We start from the raw sequence: 17,567 nt of genomic DNA, 5'->3' as shown, positions 1-17,567 counted from the left end.
CTCAAAGCAGAACCTCATGTCCTTGAACAACGAAGCCTCCTTACAGCAAACCTTTTCCCGTCGTTTCTCCGTGGCGCCGATGATGGATTGGACAGACCGTCACTGCCGATTCTTCCTGCGTCTACTGTCCAAACACACCCTGCTCTACACCGAGATGGTTACCACCGGTGCGCTGCTCAACGGTGATCATGAGCGCTTCCTGCGCTATCACCAGTCCGAACATCCTTTGGCACTGCAACTGGGCGGCAGTAACCCGGCGGACCTCGCGGCCTGCGCGCGCATGGCCCAGGAGCATGGTTATGACGAGGTTAACCTGAATGTCGGTTGCCCAAGCGATCGGGTGCAGAACAATATGATCGGCGCCTGCCTGATGGGGCATCCGGCGCTGGTGGCCGATTGCGTGAAGGCCATGCGCGATGCGGTGTCGATTCCGGTGACGGTCAAGCATCGCATCGGGATCAACGGTCGTGACAGTTATGCCGAACTGTGTGATTTCGTCGGCCAGGTCCAGGATGCCGGCTGCACCAGTTTTACCGTGCATGCGCGGATCGCGATTCTCGAAGGGCTATCGCCCAAGGAGAATCGGGATATTCCACCGCTGCGCTATGACGTGGCAGCACAGTTGAAGGCGGATTTCCCGCAACTGGAAGTCATCCTTAACGGTGGAATCAAGACCCTGGAGGCCTGCCATGAACATCTGCAGACCTTTGATGGGGTGATGTTGGGTCGTGAGGCCTATCACAATCCCTATCTGCTGGCCGAGGTGGACCAACAGCTGTTCGGCAGCACCGCACCGGTCATTTCCCGGGCCGAGGCCTTGGCACAACTGCGACCATATATTGCCGAGCATCTGGCTTGCGGTGGCGCGATGCACCACATCACTCGCCATGTGCTGGGACTGGGGACGGGCTTCCCTGGGGCTCGCAAGTTTCGCCAGTTGTTGTCGGTGGATATTCACAAGACCAAGGACCCATTGGGCCTGCTGGATCAGGCCGGGCAACTGCTTGAAGGGCGTTAACCATCAGCCGGGTTGAACCTGATGTGGCTTTTGGTATCTCAATTACCTGAATCACGCCCCAGCATTCAAACACCTGTTTTCAGGCCTCCGCCCTTGGGGCCGTTGTAAGCCTTCCGCGCCCTTGAGCGCCTGACAGCGCTCGGGTAATGTCATCAGACCCATAGGACAGAGCACGCTCATGACTTCCAAGCTGGAACAACTGAAGAAAATCACTACCGTGGTAGCCGATACCGGCGACTTCGACGCTATCGCCCGGGTCAAGCCGGTGGATGCCACCACCAACCCTTCGCTGCTGCTCAAGGCTGCAGCCATTCCTGGCTATGCCGACCTGTTGAACGCTTGCGTCAGCGACTGCAAGGGTGATGTCGGTCTGGCCAGCGATCGCTTTGGCGTGGCTGTCGGCCAGGAGATTCTCAAGGTCATTCCCGGTCGTATTTCCACTGAAGTGGACGCCCGGCTGTCGTTCGACACCGACGCGATGCTCAAACGCGCCCATCGCCTGGTCGAACTCTATGAAAAGGCTGGCGTAGGACGCGATCGAGTGCTGATCAAAATCGCTTCCACCTGGGAAGGTATTCGTGCCGCCGAGAAGCTGGAGCGTGAAGGCATCCAGACCAACCTGACCCTGCTGTTTTCCTTCGCTCAGGCCGTGGCCTGCGCCGAAGCTGGAGTCTTCCTGATCTCGCCATTTGTGGGTCGGATCTACGATTGGTACAAAAAAGCCAACGGCAGCGACTACACCGGCGCCGATGATCCGGGCGTACAGTCGGTCACACGCATCTACAACTACTACAAGGCCAACGACTACAAGACCGTAGTCATGGGGGCCAGCTTCCGCAACCTGAACCAGATCGAGCAACTGGCCGGCTGTGACCGCCTTACCATCAGCCCAGACCTGATCGAGAAGCTGGCAGCCGACACTGGCCAGCTAGAGCGCAAGCTGAGCCCGGGCAAGACCGGCGAAGCCCGTCAGAGCCTGAACGAATCGCAGTTCCGCTGGGCCTCCAATGAAGACGCCATGGCCACTGAGAAACTGGCCGAAGGCATTCGTCAGTTTGCCCGTGACCAGGAAAAACTCGAAGCCCTGCTGGCTGCCAAGCTCTGATTGCTCAGTACCAACGCAAAAAGGGCGAACCCTCACAGGTTCGCCCTTTTTTACGCATGTTGTTTCAGCGAGTCAGTGACGCTCCAGAGCGTTCACCAGATCGTGGAAGGCTTCGCGGTTGGAGTCGTTGAGCCCCATCAGGATCTTGTGAGCCTCCAGGACCTTAATCCGCACCACTTCTTCCGACTGGTCCTGGGAAGGCAAGTCGGCCAGGCATTCCGGGCAAGGAATCGGACGATCGACGATGTTGAACACCTGATCGAAGCCCATGGACTGCAACAGCCGGGTAATGTCTTCGTGGGTGGTGACGACGGTGGGCAATAGACCTACCTTCTGCCGCGATAGGATCGACAACTTGGCCAGCAGGCCCAGAGTAGTACTGTCGATGCTGCGGGTTTCAGTGAGGTCGATCACGATCGCCGAGAAATTCAGCGCAGTGAAAATCCGCTCAATAGTCGCATCCAACGCCGAACACAGGGTCAGGCGCACTTCACCGATGAACTTCAGGACAAAAGTGCCGTCCTGCTCGGCGAACTGGATTCTACCGGTACTCATTAAAGGTTCCTGCTCAACACTAACAGGGCGATATCATCCGGCATCTCCCCTAGCGTGGCCAATCCAAAAACTTGCCGCAGGCCATCCAGGCTGCCGCCCGCAGCTCTCACCCGTTCAGGCAAGGCCGCTTCTTTTTCTTTGAGTGTAGGTTCGGGCAAAAGGTCCAGAATGCCATCGGACATCAGCGTCAAGCTGAACACCGGGGGCAGTTCCAGAATGTGGTCTTCATAGGTAGCCTCGTTGAACAGCCCCACCGGCAAACCACGCCCTTCCAGATAACGCACACTGTCTGGTGTGTACAACACCGGCAACGGCAAGTGCCCGCCAATGCTATAGGTCAACAAACCAGTCTCCTCGTCGATAACTCCACCGACCATCGTGACGTGTTTGCCCAGCTTACAACTGATCAGGCCACGGTTGATATGGCCCAGTACTTCCGAAGGCTTGAATTCCGGCAAGGTACCGTTGCGCTTGGACTCGAACAGCAGGCGCGTGGTCATGAACTTCAACAGCACGGTGACGAAGGCCGATGACGCGCCATGGCCGGAAACGTCAGCCAGGTAGAAGGCAACCCGACGCTCGTCGACGCGGAAGTAGTCGACGAAATCCCCCGACAGGTAGAGCGAAGGGATGATCTGGTGCGCGAAATTAAACTCATCAATCGACCAGGGACTGGTGGGCAGCATGTTCATCTGCACCTGGCGACCGGCGTTCTGATCTTCCTGAAGCAGATTGAGGCTGGCCTCGAGTTCGCGGTTGGCGGCTTCGAGCTTTTCTCGATAACGCTGGTTTTCCAGCAACAAGCGCGCTCGATCCAGGGCTCGACGCACAGAGTGCTCGAGCACGGCCAGATCTTCCAGAGGCTTGATCAGGTAGTCCGCCGCACCCAGGCGCAGTGCTTCAACCGCGTCATTCATCACGCCCGCCCCCGAAACCACTATCACCGGGGTTTGCGGCGACAACTCGGTCACTTGACGGATAAGTTCGAGACCGCCCATCTGCGGCATGCGCAGATCGCAGATCACCAGATCGGGGTTGTCGCGCTGGAATACCTGAAGACCCTGCTGGCCGTTAGCAGCCTGCAGTACGCTGAAGCCACTGTCTTCCAAATAGGCCGCGAGACTCGCGCGTACTACTTCGTCGTCATCGATTATCAGCAGCGTGGCACTGGTTTTTTGCATGTGGGCAAACGGCGCCAGAATTAGGTTGGCGTAGGTGGCTTGGCCCAAGGCCTGGCGCACGCTACTGGATTCGCTTTCTAGCCACTCTGAAGTGGAGCCAGGACCTTCAGCCCTGCACGCCCGCTCATCAGAGGTGCCCTTCTAAGGCGCAGACGGTACTCCCATCCGCGGGGCGTTTCAAGCTCATGCCGATGGTCGCCTGACGTCTTTACACCGCAAATCACCGGGAGTTATAAAAACCGCTAAAACCGCAACTCAATCGCAGGATGGAACCCATGAATCAGAACCAGCGTGACTACAGTGAAAAGCGCGATTACATCCGTATGCGGGTGGATGCCGAGGTCACGCTGATCCACCAGGGACAGGTGATAGAAGCGGTCTGCATTGACCTTTCCAGCAGCGGCATGCAGGTCCAGGCGCCTCGCTCATTTCAGGTCGGCGACCTACTGAGTGTGCGTATCGACTCGGAACATGCAGCCCTCAGAGGCCTGGAAGCGGAGACCGAAGTGGTCTGGGTCAACTCACAGGAGGGTGGCGGCCAGAAACTTGGGCTTACAATCCTTAAGATGAAGTAAAACTTCCGTCCATGAAAAAGGCGGCCTGATGGCCGCCTTTTCAGTTTCTGCAAGACAGTCGCCCGATCAGAAGTCGTCTTCGACCTGACCATCCTTGACCTTGAATTCACGATTCTGCAGATAGGCATTGCGCACAAAGGTGTAGCGATCACCGCGAATCAGCTTGTCCGCAGCCAGCAGGCTGGCACGAGTATCAACCACATTCACGCCCATGGTGATGTTGCGCGCAGGGATGTCGTTCATGTAGCGATAAGGCAAGGTGTAGCTGTCCACATACTTGGCCGGCGCGTCACGCAGGGTGCTAGGGCCCAGCAACGGCAGCATCACGTAAGGACCGCTGCCCACGCCCCAATAGCCGAGGGTCTGGCCAAAGTCTTCGTCATTGCGCTGCAGGCCCATCTGGGTACCGACGTCAAAGAAGCCCGCCAGCCCCAACGTGGTGTTCATCAGCAGGCGCGCAGTATCCACACCGGCGGCACGAGGCTTGGCCTGGAGGATGTCGTTGGCCAGGTTGCCGACGTCACCGAGGTTGCGGAACATGTTGTGGATACCGTCTTCCAGAAACTGCGGCGTCACCGCCTGGTAGCCTTGGGCCAACGGCTTCAGGGCATAGGTATCAAGGGTGTCGTTGAACGTGAAGATGGGACGGTTGATGCTTTCCCACGGGTCCTCTTCGGCCGCCTGGGCGGCCAGGGGAGCCAGCGTCACACCGGCACTCATACATAGCGGAACTAGATAACGGCTCCAGCGCATAGCAGGAAACTCCTTGGATTGTTCTCTCGTGGGGCTATGCCCTGAGGTTAGGTCGAGGAGTATAAAGCGGATAGGCCTGTTTAGGCAGCATCACTGCAAGCAGCCTGGAGGCATCAGTCAATCAATCCTGTTCGCATTCACCTCACTGTCACCTGCATGTCATCTTCCCCGGCTAGCCTGGAGAAGAATTTCAAGGACGTTGATATGCCCCACGCCGATGCCTTAGCCCAGACTGCAGCGCCATTGACCGCGGTGCTCTTCGGCCTCAGTGGCTGCCTGGTGGATTTCGGTGCGCGCACGCGCCTGCAAACCACCACGCACCCTGGCCCGGAACAGGTCCGGACCACTCCAGGGGCTTTGGACACCTTGCGTCATCTGCAACAACTGGGCATTCCCTGCGCCTGGCTTGAGCAACTACCCTGCGCCAGCAGCAGCCACCTGGCCGCCGCCCTGCCCGACTGGATCAAACCCACCCCAGCCGCCCCCGCTCCCTGGCCCGCTCCCGACGCCTGCTGGCAGGCGCTGATGACCCTCAAGGTGTCCCGCCTCGAGGGTTGTGTACTGGTCAGCGGCGAACCGCAACTTCTGCAGTCAGGGCTCAACGCCGGTCTCTGGACCATAGGTCTGGCCTCCTGCGGGTCCCTGTGCGGCCTTACGCCTAGTGAATGGCAGGCTCTGAGCCAGCAGGAGCGCGAACTCAAGCGCGGCAAGGCCACCCTGCAACTCTTCGGCCTGGGGGTGCACTCGGTCATCGACCACCTGGGAGACCTGAACACCTGCCTGGCGGACATCGAACTGCGCCGGCTCAAAGGTGAAAAACCCTGACATAAGCCTGTTGATCAGGATCATGCACAGTGCCCGGGAGTGGATTACTCTAAGCCGTGGGCATGGACCTTTGCCTCAAACGCGCGGTCCATCCCTGTGCCTATCAATAAAGGGAGAACGCCATGCCTGCCCGCGAACTGCAAGAACAACTCGATACCCTGCGCGAGCAATTGGAGCAGAACCCACCGCTTTCGGAAGCCGAGCGCGCCAATCTGCAGGAACTGATGCAGCAGATCGAACTGCAACTCAAGCTGGAGACCAGCACCCACGACGCCAGCCTCGCCGACGGCGTCAACCTGGCAGTGGAACGCTTCGAACTGGAACATCCGGCCATCGCCGGAACCCTGCGCAATATCGTCCAGACCCTGGGCAACATCGGTATCTGATAGCGCTCGATAACACCGCCCCATAAAAACAAAGCCCCGCATCATTTGCGGGGCTTCTGCTTACTGGCGAACCAATCGCTGATTAGCGAACTCCATGGTTTCGGTACTGCGGTACGGATTGATATCCAGCCCGCCGCGACGCACATAGCGAGCATAGACGGTGAGTTTCTCGGGTTTGAGCAACCGCTGCAGATCAAGGAAAATCCGCTCCACGCATTGCTCATGGAAGTCCGAGTGCTGACGGAAACTCACCAGATAGGCCAGCAGGCTGGCGTGATCCAGCGCCGCGCCACGGTACTCCACCACGACACTGCCCCAGTCCGGCTGGCTGGTCACAGGGCAATTGGATTTGAGCAAGTGGCTGTGCACGCTTTCCTCCACCACTTGCGAATCATCGCAACGCAGCAGCTCAGGTCGCGGATGCTCATAGCTGTCGACACTGATATCCAGCTCGTCGATGCAGATGCCTGGCAGTGCCACCACACCTTGCGCCTCGACCTCCCCAAGGCTGCGAATACGCACCCCTACGGGCTTGCCTGCGGCGGCCGAGAGATCCTGACGCAAAGTTGCCTCAAGCGTCGCTCGATCAGCGAAGGGGGTCTGGTTCAACGAGTTGAGGTACAGCTTGAAAGACTTGGACTCGATGATGTTCGGCGAATCTGCAGGAATACTGAATTCACCAATGGCCACCACCGGCTTGCCTGAAGGCAGCAGCCAGGACAATTCGAAGCAGTTCCAGAAATCCACTCCCTTATACGGCAGGGTATCGGCACTCAAGCCCAGCTCGGCCCATTTTGCTGCCCGGGGAATCGGGAACAGCAGGGATGGCGTGTAAGTGGAAACGTATTCACTGGACTTGCCCAGCGGCGAATGTTCGGCTGCGGGATGCATGGCGGAAACCTGACTGAAGAATCAGCGGATTCTACCAGCCTTTGCTCCCGCCTTTGAGCCCCGAACGCTTACGGGCTGACGGTGAGCTTGCCGACCATGCCCGCCTGGTAGTGCCCGGGAACATTGCAGGCGAACTCCAGGCTGCCGCTTTTGCTGAAGGTCCAGGTCAGGTCGGCCTGCTTGCCAGGCTCCACCAGCACACTGTTGGGATCGTCATGCTGCATGCCGTGATCCATGCCCGCCATGGAGCCGTGGCCCATGGCTGCGTGATCCATGGTTTTCATGGCTGTAGGCGTGAGCATCCCGCTTTGCTGCATCTTGAGCATTTCCTGCTGGTGCTCGGCATGCATCGCCGCGTTACCCAGGTTGAATTCGTGGAGCAGTTGCCCCTTGTTGATCAACACAAAACGCACAGTCTCGCCGGCCTTGATCTCCAGGACCTTGGGATTGAACGACATATCGCCCATCACCACCTCGACCACCCGAGTGGCCTCGGCGGCCGCGGCCGGCTGGCCGAAGTCATAAGAGGCCGCCGGTGAAGCCCAGAGCGGTACGCTCAACAGCATCAGACAGCCTCCCAGGGCCGAGCGGCGTCGCAACAACAGGTTTTGCAGATTCATCATCAGGCTCCAACAAGATCAGGATTGAGCATGTGGCAAACTCTAACGGCCCAGCGCTGCCAGCCAGCTGACGGCTAGATTACAACTTTGTCAGCTTGATCTGCCCTGCCCCTCGGCAAGGTATAAAGCCCGGGTTACACAAGCCACGAGTACCACCATGAAACTGTTGATCGTCGAAGACCAGCCGAAAACCGGCCAGTACCTGCGCCAAGGCTTGAGCGAAGCCGGCTTCAATGCCGAGCTGGTAGCGGATGGCAATACCGGCCAGCACCTGGCGCTGACCGGTGACTACGCCCTGTTGATTCTCGACGTGATGCTCCCGGGGCGCGACGGTTGGCAGATCCTCCAGGCCGTACGCAGCGCCGGCCTGGACATCCCAGTGTTGTTCCTCACCGCCAGGGACGCCGTGGAGGACCGAGTCCACGGCCTGGAACTGGGAGCCGACGACTATCTGGTCAAGCCCTTTGCCTTCTCCGAACTGCTGGCACGGGTTCGCAGCCTGCTGCGCCGGGGTAGCGTGATGACCCAGGAAACCAGCCTGCAACTGGCTGACCTGCGACTGGACCTGATCCGCCGCCGGGTAGAACGCAGCGGCCAGCGCATTGATCTGACCGCCAAGGAGTTCGCCTTGCTGGAAATGCTCCTGCGACGCCAGGGAGAAGTCCTGCCCAAATCGCTGATCGCCTCCCAGGTCTGGGACATGAACTTCGACAGCGACACCAACGTCATCGAAGTAGCAATCCGCCGTCTGCGCCTGAAAATCGATGACGATTACCCGAACAAGCTGATCCATACCGTACGCGGCATGGGGTATGTGCTCGAAGAGCGTCCGGCCTGATGCGCCGCCTGTCACTCAGCGCACGCCTGGCGCTGCTGTTCGCCGCCTGCACCGCCGTGGTCTCGCTATTTGCAGGGGTGCTGTTCAGTCGCGCCAGCGAAGCCCACTTCATCGAACTGGACCAGCAACTGCTGGACAGCAAGCTGATCGCCCTGCGCAGCGTCTTGCAGGATGTGACCGAGGCCCGAGATTTTGCCCGGCATCAGGCACGGCTGCAGGACGAGCTGAGCCATCAACCGGACCTGGCCCTGCGGATTATCGGCAGTGACGGCCGACTCTGGTTCGACAGTGCCCCTGCCCTACCCGCCTCCTTGCCCAGCGAAGCCGGCCTGCACAACCTGAATCTGAACAGTGCGGCCTACCGGATCTACTCCGCGCCGCTCAAGCCAGGTCAACCCGACTCGCCACAGCTGGCCCTGCTGCTGAATATCACCCATCACCAGCACTTTCTGCAGCGCATGCAGCACCTGATCTGGTTCACAGTAGGGCTCTCGGCCCTGGCCACTGCCCTGCTTGGTGCCTGGGCCGCCCGCAGCGGCCTGCGACCCTTGCGACGCATGAGCGCAGTGGCCGCAGGAGTCTCCGCCAGTTCCCTGACCCAGCGCCTGCCCCAGGAACAGATGCCCGTCGAACTGGCCGACCTGGCCAGCAGCTTCAACGCCATGCTCGGCCGCCTTGAGGAATCCTTCCAACGCCTTTCGGCCTTTTCCGCTGATATTGCCCACGAGTTGCGCACGCCCCTGTCGAACCTGCTGACCCACACCCAAGTCACCCTGACCCGCCCGAGAGCGATCGAGGACTACCGCGAAGCCCTGCACAGCAACCTCGAGGAACTGCAATGGATGGCGCAACTGGTCAACGACATGCTGTACCTGGCCAAGGCCGACCATGGACTGCTGACCCCGAAATGCGAAGCACTGGAGCTGGCCGAGGAAACCGACATGCTGTTGGAGTTCTATGGCCCCCTGGCGGAAGACGCAAACGTCAGCCTGAGCCGTGAAGGCCATGCCGGCTTTATCGGTGATCGCAGCATGCTGCGCAGGGCATTGTCCAACCTGCTGGACAATGCCCTGCGCTTCACACCTCCTGGAGGATCGGTCCAGGTACGGATCAGCGACAGCCTACAGGGCTTGAACCTGAGCATCGAAAACAGCGGAGAGGGTATCGCCAGGGAGGTACTGCCGCGGTTGTTCGACCGTTTCTACCGGGTAGATCCGGCGCGACGCGAGGGCAGCAGTGAACATGCAGGATTGGGACTGGCGATCACGCAGTCGATCATTCGCGCCCATGGCGGACGGATACGTTGCGAATCGGAAGCGGGCTGGACACGCTTCGTGATCGAGTTGCCGAGCAAGCGTTGAGAGCCTGTTCACCGGCAAGCCGGCTCCTTCACCAATCAGGCAGGAGCCGGCTTGCCGGCGAGAGCGGACCTCAGGAATACCGCAAAGCGTGAGCCGGCTCGACCTTGGATGCGCGCCAGGCCGGATACACAGTGGCCAGGAAGCTGAGGATGAACCCAGCGCTACAAATCAGCGCCACATCCCCACCCTGCAGTTCGGAAGGCAGGTTGCTGACAAAGTACACATCCGAACTGAAAATCTGCTGACCGCTGATCCGCTCCAGCCAGCCCACCAGCTCGCTCACGTTCAACGCCGCAATGACCCCTAGCACCCCGCCGATCAGGGTGCCGACAATCCCGATCACCGTGCCCTGGACCATGAAGATCGCCATGATCTGCCGCGGCGTGGCGCCGATGGTGCGCAGGATTGCGATGTCCGCGCCCTTGTCGTTCACCACCATGATCAGGGTGGCGATGATGTTGAACGCCGCCACCGCGACGATCATCAGCAGCAACAGGCCGATCATGGTCTTTTCCATCTTCATTGCACTGAACAGGCTGCCCTGGGTGTGGGTCCAGTCATCGGCGCGGAAGTCCGCACCCAGCCCCTTGGCGATATCCACCGCCACCTGTGGCGCGGCATACAGATCCTTGACCGCCAGGCGCACGCTCTGCACCTGATTGGGCTGCCAGCGCTGCATCTCTGCGGCGTCGGCCATATGGATCAGGCCCATGGAGCCATCCAGCTCGGCGCCCACCTTGAACACCCCCACCACGTTCAGGCGCTGCATACGCGGGGTGATACCCCCTGGGGCCGTGCTCACTTCAGGCACGATCAGGGTCAGCTTGTCGCCTACATTCAAGCGGAAACGCCGAGCGGTGATCTCACCGATCACCACACCGAACTCGCCGGGTTTCAGGTCTTGCAGGCTGCCCTGGACAATATGCTGGGCGACGATGGACACCTTGCCCTCCTGGGCCGGGTCGATACCGCTGATCTGGATCGGTTGCATCGCCCCCTTGTAGGAGAGCATGCCCTCCATCTCGGTGAAGGGCACCGCCGCAGTGACTTCCGGGTTCTTCAAGGCCGCTGCGGCCACTGGCTGCCAGTCATCAATGGGCTTGACCCCGACGATGGTGGCGTGGGGCACCATACCAAGGATGCGCGAGCTCATTTCCCGCTGGAAGCCGTTCATCACCGACAGCACCACGATCATCGCCAATACGCCCAGGGCGAGGCCGATCATCGAGGTCATGGAAATGAACGAGACAAAACGATTGCGCCGCTTGGCGCGGGTGTAGCGCGTGCCGATAAAGATCGATAAAGGTCTGAACATGGGCAAGGCACCCTGGAAAAATTAATGACCCGGTGTCAACGGGCCAGCCGCCGACACCGCGTGCGGCCGCATCAGATGGCGACCAGGTGACCTTCTTGCAGGTGCAGTACACGATCCATCTGCCGGGCCAGGTTCATATCGTGCGTCACCACCAGGAAGGCGGTACGCATCGAAGTGCTGAGTTCCAGCATCAGGTCCTGAATGCCCTGGGCCGTGTGCGAGTCGAGGTTGCCGGTGGGCTCGTCGAGCATCACCAGCCCCGGCTGGTTCACCAGGGCCCGGGCGATGGCTACCCGCTGACGCTCACCGCCGGACAGTTCGGCCGGCTTGTGCTCCAGGCGATGACCCAGGCCGACCCGCTCCAGCAGCGCAGTAGCACGCTGACGGGCTTCAGGAATCGGTGTACGGCCGATCAGCAGCGGCATGCAGACGTTCTCCAGTGCGGTGAACTCCGGCAGCAGGTGGTGGAACTGGTAGACGAAGCCCAGGGCGCGATTGCGCAGTTGACCGCGAGCCTTCTCACCCAGTGCCGAGAGTTCTTCGCCGGCCAGCCAGACGCTGCCCTTGGAGGGCGTATCCAGGCCGCCCAGCAAGTTGAGCAAGGTACTCTTGCCGGAGCCCGACGTACCGACGATGGCCACTCGCTCCCCCGGATGCAGTTCCAGTTGCAGGCCGGACAGGACCACCACCGATTCCGGACCTTCCTCGTAGGACTTGCCCAGGTCACGGCAGCTCAGGATTGCTTTTTCACTCATGCCCAACTCACTCATAACGTAGCGCCTCCGCAGGCTGGGTGCGCGCCGCACGCCAGGCTGGATACAGGGTGGCGAGGAAACTCAGGACCAATGCCGCGCCGCAGACCATCAACACGTCCTCGGCCATCAGTTGCGACGGCAGGTAGTCGATGAAATACACGTCGGCATTCAGGAATTTATGGCCGATCAGACCTTCAAGGGCGGAGATCGCAGCACTGACATTCAAGGCTGCGAGCATCCCCAGCACCGCACCGATCAAGGTGCCGACCACACCGATCACCGTGCCCTGGACCATGAAGATCGCCATGATGGTGCCCGGCGTAGCGCCCAGGGTGCGCAGAATAGCGATGTCGCCCTTTTTGTCGTTCACCACCATCACCAGGGTCGAGATGATGTTGAATGCAGCGACCGCGACGATCAGCAGCAAGAGCAGGCCGATCATGGCTTTTTCCATGCGGATGGCCTGGTACAGGTTGCCGTGAGTACGGGTCCAGTCACGGGCGTAGAAGTGGTTCTCGCCCAACTGCTGAGCGATTTCCCAAGCGGTGCGCGGGGCCTGGAACAGGTCGTCGAACTTCAGGCGCAGACCCTGGACCTGATCCGGCTTCCAGCGGTGCAAGCGGCCCAGGTCTTCCAGGTTGGTCAGGCCCAGGTAGCCGTCGATCTCGCCGGCGCCGACATGAAAGATGCCCACCACGGTAAAGCGCTTCATCCGCGGGAACATGCCGGCCGGGGTCACCGTGACTTCCGGGGCAACGAAGGTCAGCTTGTCCCCCAGGCCAACACCCAGCTTGGCGGCCGCCTTATCGCCGATGACGATACCGAAGCTACCGGACGCCAGCGCGTCCAGCTGCCCCTGCTGCATGAAATGGTCGATGATCGACACCTGCCGCTCTTTGCCAGGATCTATGGCGTTGAGCAGCACCTTCTGCACCTGGCCGTTGTTGGTCAGCAGGCCCTGCATCTGGGTGAATGGCGCCACCGCCAGCACTTTCGGGTTCTGCTTGACCTTGTCGGCCAGGCTTTGCCAGTCACTGATGGGTTCACCGGATTCGATGGTGGCGTGGGGCACCATGCCCAGCACGCGGGTGCGCATTTCATGATCGAAGCCATTCATCACCGACAGCACCACGATCATCACGATCACGCCAAGGGCGAGTCCGATCATCGAGGTCAGGGAAATGAATGACACAAAATTATTGCGACGCTTTGCACGGGTGTAACGCGTGCCGATAAAAGCAAACAGAGGTCTGAACATGTCGGGGCTTGTGCAGAGGAAAAGAAGACGTCCTTGTGGCGGGGCCTGGTAAGCAGCTTTACACTCAGACCACTGCCTCTACCATGGGTTCGCCATGTCGACATTAGATGAAGAAGATCGCCGCGAATACTACCGTATCGAGGACACGATCGCACTGGAAATTAGCCCCTTGTCCGCCCACGACGCGGCGAGCAAGGAAGTGTTGCAGGATGAGTCTCCGCTGTTCAATCTGCTCAGCGAACTGCACCTGAGCGAATTCGAATCACAGCACCTGCTGCGCCAGGTCAGCGAGCGCGATCGCACCCTGGCCAGCTACCTCAAGGCCATGAACAAACGCATCGACCTGCTCAGCCAGGTGGTGGCGCAGACCGTGTTCGGCAAGTTCGGCGAGCCGCAGCGGGTCACCCTTTCCGAAGGCGGCATCGAGTTCAACCACCATCTGAGCTATCCCAGCGGCAGCCACTTGGCGGTGAAACTGCTGTTGATGCCGCAAGCCCTGGGCCTGCTGCTGCGAGCCAGGGTCATCCACTGTGAGCCACAGAGCTTCGGCACCTTCGAGATCGGCACCGAATTCGAAGCATTGACCGATGCCCAGCGCCAACTGCTGGCGCGCTACATCCTGCAAAAACAGGCTCAGCAACGCCGCATGGCCCGGGACCAGACAGACCCCGCCGCTGGTTGAGCCGCAAGCCTGACCCCCTCTTAAGGAACAACATCCGTGAAGGAGCAATTGTGACCCTGATCTATGGCCATCGCGGCGCTAAAGGCGAAGCACCGGAAAACACCCTGACCAGCTTTCAGGAATGTCTCAAGCACGGCGTGCGCCGCTGCGAGCTCGACCTGCACCTGTCCATGGACGGCGAGCTGATGGTGATTCACGACCCGACCCTCAAGCGCACCACTGACCGGCGCGGCAAGGTGGTGGAGCATTCCGCCGCCGAACTGGTGACCTACGACGCACGCAAAGGCGGCCCGGGCTGGGTCAGCCCCTGCCCTATTCCGCGCCTGGAAGAGCTGTTCGAGAAATGCGACTTCGAGCACTGGCAGCTGGAAGTCAAGAGCGCCTCACGCACCCGCGCCGCTACGACAGTGCTGGCGATTCGGGAAATGGCCCAACGCTTCGGCCTGCTGGACAAGGTCACCGTGACCTCAAGCTCGCGGGAAGTGCTGAAAGCGGCGGTCGAACTGACCCCGGACCTGTCTCGCGGACTGGTAGCCGAATACGCCTGGCTCGACCCCTTGAAGGTCGCCCAGAGCTATGGCTGCGAGATTCTTGCGCTGAACTGGACCCTGTGCACCCCGGAGCGACTGCAAAGGGCGCAGCGTCAGGGCTTGCATGTGTCAGTGTGGACGGTCAACGAGCCCGCGCTGATGCGCAGGCTCGCCGACTTCGGCGTAGATAGCCTGATTACAGACTTTCCCGGTTTGGCCAGCGCCACCCTCGAGAATTACTGAAATCGGTCTCCCCGGCCGGCTCAGGCCACCGGCCGGAGCCGCTCAAAAAAGCCGGTTGAGGCCGTCGTACGCTGCTACCCGATAGGCTTCGGCCATGGTCGGGTAGTTGAAGGTGGTGTTGACGAAGTACTTCAGGGTGTTGTGCTCACCCGGCTGGCTCATGATCGCCTGACCAATGTGGACGATTTCCGAAGCCTGGTAACCGAAGCAATGCACGCCGAGGACCTCCAGGGTTTCCCGATGGAACAGGATCTTCAGCATGCCTTGCGGCTCGCCGGCGATCTGCGCACGGGCCATGCCCTTGAAGAACGCCTTGCCCACTTCGTAAGGCACCTTGGCCTGGGTCAGCTCCTGCTCGTTCTTGCCGATCGAGCTGATCTCCGGAATGGTGTAGATCCCGGTCGGTACATCGTTGACGAAGCGCCAGCTGCCATTGTCGACGATGCTGCCGGCGGCCGAGCGTCCCTGGTCATGGGCGGCACTGGCCAGGCTTGGCCAGCCGATCACGTCACCGGCACCGTAGATGTTCGGCACACAGGTGCGGTAGTTCTCGTCGACTTCGATCTGGCCGCGGCTGTTGACCTTGACCCCGATATTCTCCATGCCCAGCTTGTCGGTGTTGCCGGTCCGGCCGTTGCACCAGAGCAAGGCGTCGGCCTTGATCTTCTTGCCGGATTTCAAGTGCAGGATCACCCCGTTGTCCACACCTTCAACGCGGTCGTATTCCTCGTTGTGGCGCACGGTGATGTTGTTGTTGCTGAAGTGGTAGCTCAGGGCCTGGGAAATCTCCGAGTCCAGGAAGCTGAGCAACTGGCCGCGGTTGTCCACCAGTTCCACCAACACCCCAAGACCACTGAAGATCGAGGCGTATTCACAACCAATGACCCCGGCGCCGTAAACGATGAGTTTGCGCGGGGTGTGGCCAAGGCTGAGGATGGTGTCGCTATCGTAGATACGCGGGTGACTGAAATCGATGTCCGCCGGGCGATAAGGACGCGAACCGGTGGCGATGATGATGTGCTTGGCTACCAGTTTTTCCACCACGCCATTGGCGCAAACCACTTCCACGGTCTGCTCGTCGGCGAAGCTGCCAGTGCCGAAGAACACGTCGACCCGATTGCGGGCGTAGTAGCCGGTGCGCGAAGCCACTTGCTTGGAGATGACCTTCTCGGCGCTCTTGAGCACGTCCGGGAAGGAGAACCAGCGCGGCTCGCCAATGGCCCGGAACATCGGATTGGTGTTGAACTGCATGATCTGCCGGACCGAGTGACGCAGGGCCTTGGACGGAATGGTACCCAGGTGGGTGCAGTTGCCGCCGACCTGGCGACGGCTATCGACCATCGCCACTTTGCGTCCTGCTTTCGCGGCGTTCATTGCCGCACCTTCTCCAGCGGGGCCCGAGCCCAGCACCACTACGTCGTAGTTGTAGACAGCCATGCGTACTCCTCAGAACAGGCCGAGATGCCCTTCTGGCATCTCCGGCTAAATCATGCCGCGGCCAGCGGCATGAAGGATCAATTTGGCTCGGTTACGAACCCGGGCACAGTCTATAGAAGCGTCAACGCCGCGCACATTAACCCTTGGTCGCGTCGTAGGCTACTTTTGCCTGCACTACAGCATTCACAACAGCGTGCCTGGTTATTGTTTTGGTCCGGCCAACAGCGCATCGAACGCCGGGTTGCTACGTGTGACGAAGCCTTTATCGGCACGCATCACAAAAAATGCGCCGATACGGTGTTTTTGTGCGTAGTCCCAGCCTGCTTCGGGACCAAGAATCAGTAACAGCGTAGAGAGGCCATCGGCCATGAGTGCCGAAGGATGAATCACGGTCACCGACGCCAGCCTGTGAGTGATGGGCTTGCCGAGCCTGGCATCGAAGGTATGGGAATAGCGCTGGCCGTCCTGCTCGAAGTAATTACGGTAGTCGCCAGACGTGGATACACCATAGCCGTCCAGTGCGATCACCCGCTGGGCCACCTGCTGGTCGTCCCGCGGCTCCTCCAGGGCGATACGCCAGGGCGCGCCGTCCGGTTTGCGGCCCACGGCCTTGAGCTCGCCAGTGACTTCGGCGAGAAAACTGTCGATCCCCAACTGCGCAAGCCGCGCGGCGATGCGATCCACTGCGTAACCGGCGGCAAGGCTGTTGAAGTCCACCTCCACCGGCGCATCCTTGCACAGCTCCAGGCCTTCGATATGCAAGTGCCCATGTCCGACCCGCTGCCGAGCCTCGGCCAGGGCTGACGCACTGGGAATTTTTTCTTCTCGCCCCTGAGGCCCAAAGCCCCAGAGGTCGAGCAGCGGCTCCACCGTCAGATCAAAGGCGCCGCCACTGTCCCGGGACAGCTGCTCGCCAACTCGCACCAAGTGCAACACCGACTCAGGCATCGGTTGGCAGCTGTTGCCGGGCAAGGCGTTGAAACGCTCGATATCCGAGTCACTGCGGTAGGTGGACATCTGCCGATCAACCTCGGCCAGGATTTGCTCGACCTCGGCCTTGACCCGCGACTCATCCGGCACGCCGGGGCGCTGCACGTACTGAACGGAGTAGGTGCTGCCCATGGTCGGCCCGGAGACGCTGTGCAGGCGATCGCCACCGCAGCCCGCCAACAGCGCCATCGCACCCCACAATGCGTTCCACCACCATCGCCCTCCCGACACGATTCCCCTCCAGATCAA

19 protein-coding genes are annotated in these 17,567 nt (G+C 60.4%); 9 read left to right on the top strand and 10 right to left on the bottom strand.

All coding sequences use genetic code 11. From position 1 onward, the window contains the following. Nucleotides 1–16: 16 nt before the first annotated feature. The gene (dusA, locus tag Q8O96_RS02040) at nucleotides 17–1,018 is read left to right on the top strand and encodes a tRNA dihydrouridine(20/20a) synthase DusA (protein WP_115581971.1); all 1,002 of its coding nucleotides are present in this window, start codon (nucleotides 17–19) and stop codon (nucleotides 1,016–1,018) included. Nucleotides 1,019–1,196: 178 nt separating this feature from the next. Further along, the gene (gene tal / locus Q8O96_RS02035; RefSeq protein ID WP_102863751.1) at nucleotides 1,197–2,123 is read left to right on the top strand and encodes a transaldolase; all 927 of its coding nucleotides are present in this window, start codon (nucleotides 1,197–1,199) and stop codon (nucleotides 2,121–2,123) included. A 72-nt stretch (nucleotides 2,124–2,195) separates the two neighbouring features. Here tal and rssC read toward each other — a convergent pair whose 3' ends face one another. Continuing rightward, complete coding sequence (gene rssC, locus Q8O96_RS02030; protein ID WP_102863752.1) at nucleotides 2,196–2,678, bottom strand: anti-sigma factor antagonist RssC; 483 nt, start codon at nucleotides 2,676–2,678, stop codon at nucleotides 2,196–2,198. Continuing rightward, nucleotides 2,678–3,859, bottom strand: coding sequence for a two-component system response regulator RssB (rssB, locus tag Q8O96_RS02025; protein ID WP_102864100.1), 1,182 nt, complete (start codon nucleotides 3,857–3,859; stop codon nucleotides 2,678–2,680). The genes rssC and rssB overlap by 1 nt, the downstream gene beginning before the upstream one ends. A 275-nt stretch (nucleotides 3,860–4,134) precedes the next feature. Between rssB and Q8O96_RS02020 the strand changes: the two genes are divergently transcribed. Next, on the top strand, nucleotides 4,135–4,434 hold the full coding sequence (locus tag Q8O96_RS02020; protein ID WP_102863753.1) for a PilZ domain-containing protein: 300 nt from the start codon (nucleotides 4,135–4,137) through the stop codon (nucleotides 4,432–4,434). A 66-nt stretch (nucleotides 4,435–4,500) separates the two neighbouring features. Here the strand turns inward: Q8O96_RS02020 and Q8O96_RS02015 are convergent, their stop codons facing one another. Continuing rightward, nucleotides 4,501–5,187 carry a VacJ family lipoprotein gene (locus tag Q8O96_RS02015; RefSeq protein ID WP_102863754.1) on the bottom strand — a complete coding sequence of 229 codons (687 nt, stop codon included), beginning with the start codon at nucleotides 5,185–5,187 and terminating at the stop codon, nucleotides 4,501–4,503. A 204-nt stretch (nucleotides 5,188–5,391) separates the two neighbouring features. Between Q8O96_RS02015 and Q8O96_RS02010 the strand changes: the two genes are divergently transcribed. Together Q8O96_RS02010 and Q8O96_RS02005 are read left to right on the top strand one after the other, a co-directional pair. Beyond that, nucleotides 5,392–6,012 (top strand): phosphatase, encoded by a 621-nt coding sequence (locus Q8O96_RS02010; protein WP_102863755.1) that lies wholly within the window; start codon nucleotides 5,392–5,394, stop codon nucleotides 6,010–6,012. Between the two features lie 122 nt (nucleotides 6,013–6,134). Then, nucleotides 6,135–6,398 carry a DUF4404 family protein gene (locus tag Q8O96_RS02005; RefSeq protein WP_102863756.1) on the top strand — a complete coding sequence of 88 codons (264 nt, stop codon included), beginning with the start codon at nucleotides 6,135–6,137 and terminating at the stop codon, nucleotides 6,396–6,398. A gap of 60 nt (nucleotides 6,399–6,458) precedes the next feature. Here the strand turns inward: Q8O96_RS02005 and queF are convergent, their stop codons facing one another. Together queF and Q8O96_RS01995 are read right to left on the bottom strand one after the other, a co-directional pair. Continuing rightward, the gene (gene queF / locus Q8O96_RS02000; protein ID WP_102863757.1) at nucleotides 6,459–7,289 is read right to left on the bottom strand and encodes an NADPH-dependent 7-cyano-7-deazaguanine reductase QueF; all 831 of its coding nucleotides are present in this window, start codon (nucleotides 7,287–7,289) and stop codon (nucleotides 6,459–6,461) included. Nucleotides 7,290–7,357: 68 nt separating this feature from the next. Beyond that, nucleotides 7,358–7,909 (bottom strand): plastocyanin/azurin family copper-binding protein, encoded by a 552-nt coding sequence (locus tag Q8O96_RS01995; RefSeq protein ID WP_250329369.1) that lies wholly within the window; start codon nucleotides 7,907–7,909, stop codon nucleotides 7,358–7,360. A gap of 157 nt (nucleotides 7,910–8,066) precedes the next feature. Here Q8O96_RS01995 and Q8O96_RS01990 point away from each other — a divergent pair, with 157 nt between their 5' ends. Next, entirely contained in the window at nucleotides 8,067–8,747 is a 681-nt protein-coding gene (locus Q8O96_RS01990; RefSeq protein WP_102863759.1) for a heavy metal response regulator transcription factor, read from the top strand. Further along, a complete protein-coding gene (locus Q8O96_RS01985; RefSeq protein WP_102863760.1) occupies nucleotides 8,747–10,108 on the top strand; it encodes a heavy metal sensor histidine kinase in 1,362 nt (453 codons plus the stop codon). The genes Q8O96_RS01990 and Q8O96_RS01985 overlap by 1 nt, the downstream gene beginning before the upstream one ends. A gap of 70 nt (nucleotides 10,109–10,178) precedes the next feature. On the opposite strand, the gene Q8O96_RS01980 is transcribed toward Q8O96_RS01985, so the two are convergent. The 3 genes from Q8O96_RS01980 to Q8O96_RS01970 all read right to left on the bottom strand — a co-directional run bounded on the left by Q8O96_RS01980 (nucleotide 10,179) and on the right by Q8O96_RS01970 (nucleotide 13,436). After that, nucleotides 10,179–11,423 (bottom strand): lipoprotein-releasing ABC transporter permease subunit, encoded by a 1,245-nt coding sequence (locus Q8O96_RS01980; RefSeq protein ID WP_102863761.1) that lies wholly within the window; start codon nucleotides 11,421–11,423, stop codon nucleotides 10,179–10,181. Between the two features lie 71 nt (nucleotides 11,424–11,494). Continuing rightward, nucleotides 11,495–12,178 (bottom strand): lipoprotein-releasing ABC transporter ATP-binding protein LolD, encoded by a 684-nt coding sequence (gene lolD / locus Q8O96_RS01975; RefSeq protein ID WP_162884123.1) that lies wholly within the window; start codon nucleotides 12,176–12,178, stop codon nucleotides 11,495–11,497. 7 nt (nucleotides 12,179–12,185) lie between these two features. Next, complete coding sequence (locus Q8O96_RS01970) at nucleotides 12,186–13,436, bottom strand: lipoprotein-releasing ABC transporter permease subunit (RefSeq protein WP_305948267.1); 1,251 nt, start codon at nucleotides 13,434–13,436, stop codon at nucleotides 12,186–12,188. 94 nt (nucleotides 13,437–13,530) lie between these two features. On the opposite strand from Q8O96_RS01970, the gene Q8O96_RS01965 reads away from it, so the two are divergent. Beyond that, nucleotides 13,531–14,118: a PilZ domain-containing protein gene (locus Q8O96_RS01965; protein WP_102863764.1), complete on the top strand. Its 588-nt coding sequence runs from the start codon at nucleotides 13,531–13,533 to the stop codon at nucleotides 14,116–14,118. Between the two features lie 50 nt (nucleotides 14,119–14,168). Further along, a complete protein-coding gene (locus tag Q8O96_RS01960) occupies nucleotides 14,169–14,891 on the top strand; it encodes a glycerophosphodiester phosphodiesterase family protein (RefSeq protein WP_016967735.1) in 723 nt (240 codons plus the stop codon). A gap of 42 nt (nucleotides 14,892–14,933) precedes the next feature. On the opposite strand, the gene sthA is transcribed toward Q8O96_RS01960, so the two are convergent. Continuing rightward, on the bottom strand, nucleotides 14,934–16,328 hold the full coding sequence (gene sthA / locus Q8O96_RS01955) for a Si-specific NAD(P)(+) transhydrogenase (protein WP_016967736.1): 1,395 nt from the start codon (nucleotides 16,326–16,328) through the stop codon (nucleotides 14,934–14,936). 201 nt (nucleotides 16,329–16,529) lie between these two features. Further along, nucleotides 16,530–17,507: an FAD:protein FMN transferase gene (locus Q8O96_RS01950; RefSeq protein ID WP_305948266.1), complete on the bottom strand. Its 978-nt coding sequence runs from the start codon at nucleotides 17,505–17,507 to the stop codon at nucleotides 16,530–16,532. Nucleotides 17,508–17,567 lie beyond the last annotated feature (60 nt).

Origin of the sequence: Pseudomonas sp. LPH60 (genome assembly GCF_030718165.1) — a bacterium.
Classification (GTDB): Bacteria; Pseudomonadota; Gammaproteobacteria; order Pseudomonadales; family Pseudomonadaceae; genus Aquipseudomonas; species Aquipseudomonas danubii.
The sequence above is the reverse complement of the archived record's forward strand: the minus strand, read 5'-3'. Positions and strand labels throughout refer to the sequence as shown.

What these genes read in the sequence shown, in the direction of transcription:
- dusA (WP_115581971.1), top strand. Translation starts at nt 17, where the DNA reads ATGTCCTTGAACAACGAAGCCTCCTTACAGCAAACCTTTTCCCGTCGT.
- tal (WP_102863751.1), top strand. Translation starts at nt 1,197, where the DNA reads ATGACTTCCAAGCTGGAACAACTGAAGAAAATCACTACCGTGGTAGCC.
- rssC (WP_102863752.1), bottom strand. Translation starts at nt 2,678, where the DNA reads ATGAGTACCGGTAGAATCCAGTTCGCCGAGCAGGACGGCACTTTTGTC.
- rssB (WP_102864100.1), bottom strand. Translation starts at nt 3,859, where the DNA reads ATGCAAAAAACCAGTGCCACGCTGCTGATAATCGATGACGACGAAGTA.
- Q8O96_RS02020 (WP_102863753.1), top strand. Translation starts at nt 4,135, where the DNA reads ATGAATCAGAACCAGCGTGACTACAGTGAAAAGCGCGATTACATCCGT.
- Q8O96_RS02015 (WP_102863754.1), bottom strand. Translation starts at nt 5,187, where the DNA reads ATGCGCTGGAGCCGTTATCTAGTTCCGCTATGTATGAGTGCCGGTGTG.
- Q8O96_RS02010 (WP_102863755.1), top strand. Translation starts at nt 5,392, where the DNA reads ATGCCCCACGCCGATGCCTTAGCCCAGACTGCAGCGCCATTGACCGCG.
- Q8O96_RS02005 (WP_102863756.1), top strand. Translation starts at nt 6,135, where the DNA reads ATGCCTGCCCGCGAACTGCAAGAACAACTCGATACCCTGCGCGAGCAA.
- queF (WP_102863757.1), bottom strand. Translation starts at nt 7,289, where the DNA reads ATGCATCCCGCAGCCGAACATTCGCCGCTGGGCAAGTCCAGTGAATAC.
- Q8O96_RS01995 (WP_250329369.1), bottom strand. Translation starts at nt 7,909, where the DNA reads ATGAATCTGCAAAACCTGTTGTTGCGACGCCGCTCGGCCCTGGGAGGC.
- Q8O96_RS01990 (WP_102863759.1), top strand. Translation starts at nt 8,067, where the DNA reads ATGAAACTGTTGATCGTCGAAGACCAGCCGAAAACCGGCCAGTACCTG.
- Q8O96_RS01985 (WP_102863760.1), top strand. Translation starts at nt 8,747, where the DNA reads ATGCGCCGCCTGTCACTCAGCGCACGCCTGGCGCTGCTGTTCGCCGCC.
- Q8O96_RS01980 (WP_102863761.1), bottom strand. Translation starts at nt 11,423, where the DNA reads ATGTTCAGACCTTTATCGATCTTTATCGGCACGCGCTACACCCGCGCC.
- lolD (WP_162884123.1), bottom strand. Translation starts at nt 12,178, where the DNA reads ATGAGTGAAAAAGCAATCCTGAGCTGCCGTGACCTGGGCAAGTCCTAC.
- Q8O96_RS01970 (WP_305948267.1), bottom strand. Translation starts at nt 13,436, where the DNA reads ATGTTCAGACCTCTGTTTGCTTTTATCGGCACGCGTTACACCCGTGCA.
- Q8O96_RS01965 (WP_102863764.1), top strand. Translation starts at nt 13,531, where the DNA reads ATGTCGACATTAGATGAAGAAGATCGCCGCGAATACTACCGTATCGAG.
- sthA (WP_016967736.1), bottom strand. Translation starts at nt 16,328, where the DNA reads ATGGCTGTCTACAACTACGACGTAGTGGTGCTGGGCTCGGGCCCCGCT.
- Q8O96_RS01950 (WP_305948266.1), bottom strand. Translation starts at nt 17,507, where the DNA reads ATGGCGCTGTTGGCGGGCTGCGGTGGCGATCGCCTGCACAGCGTCTCC.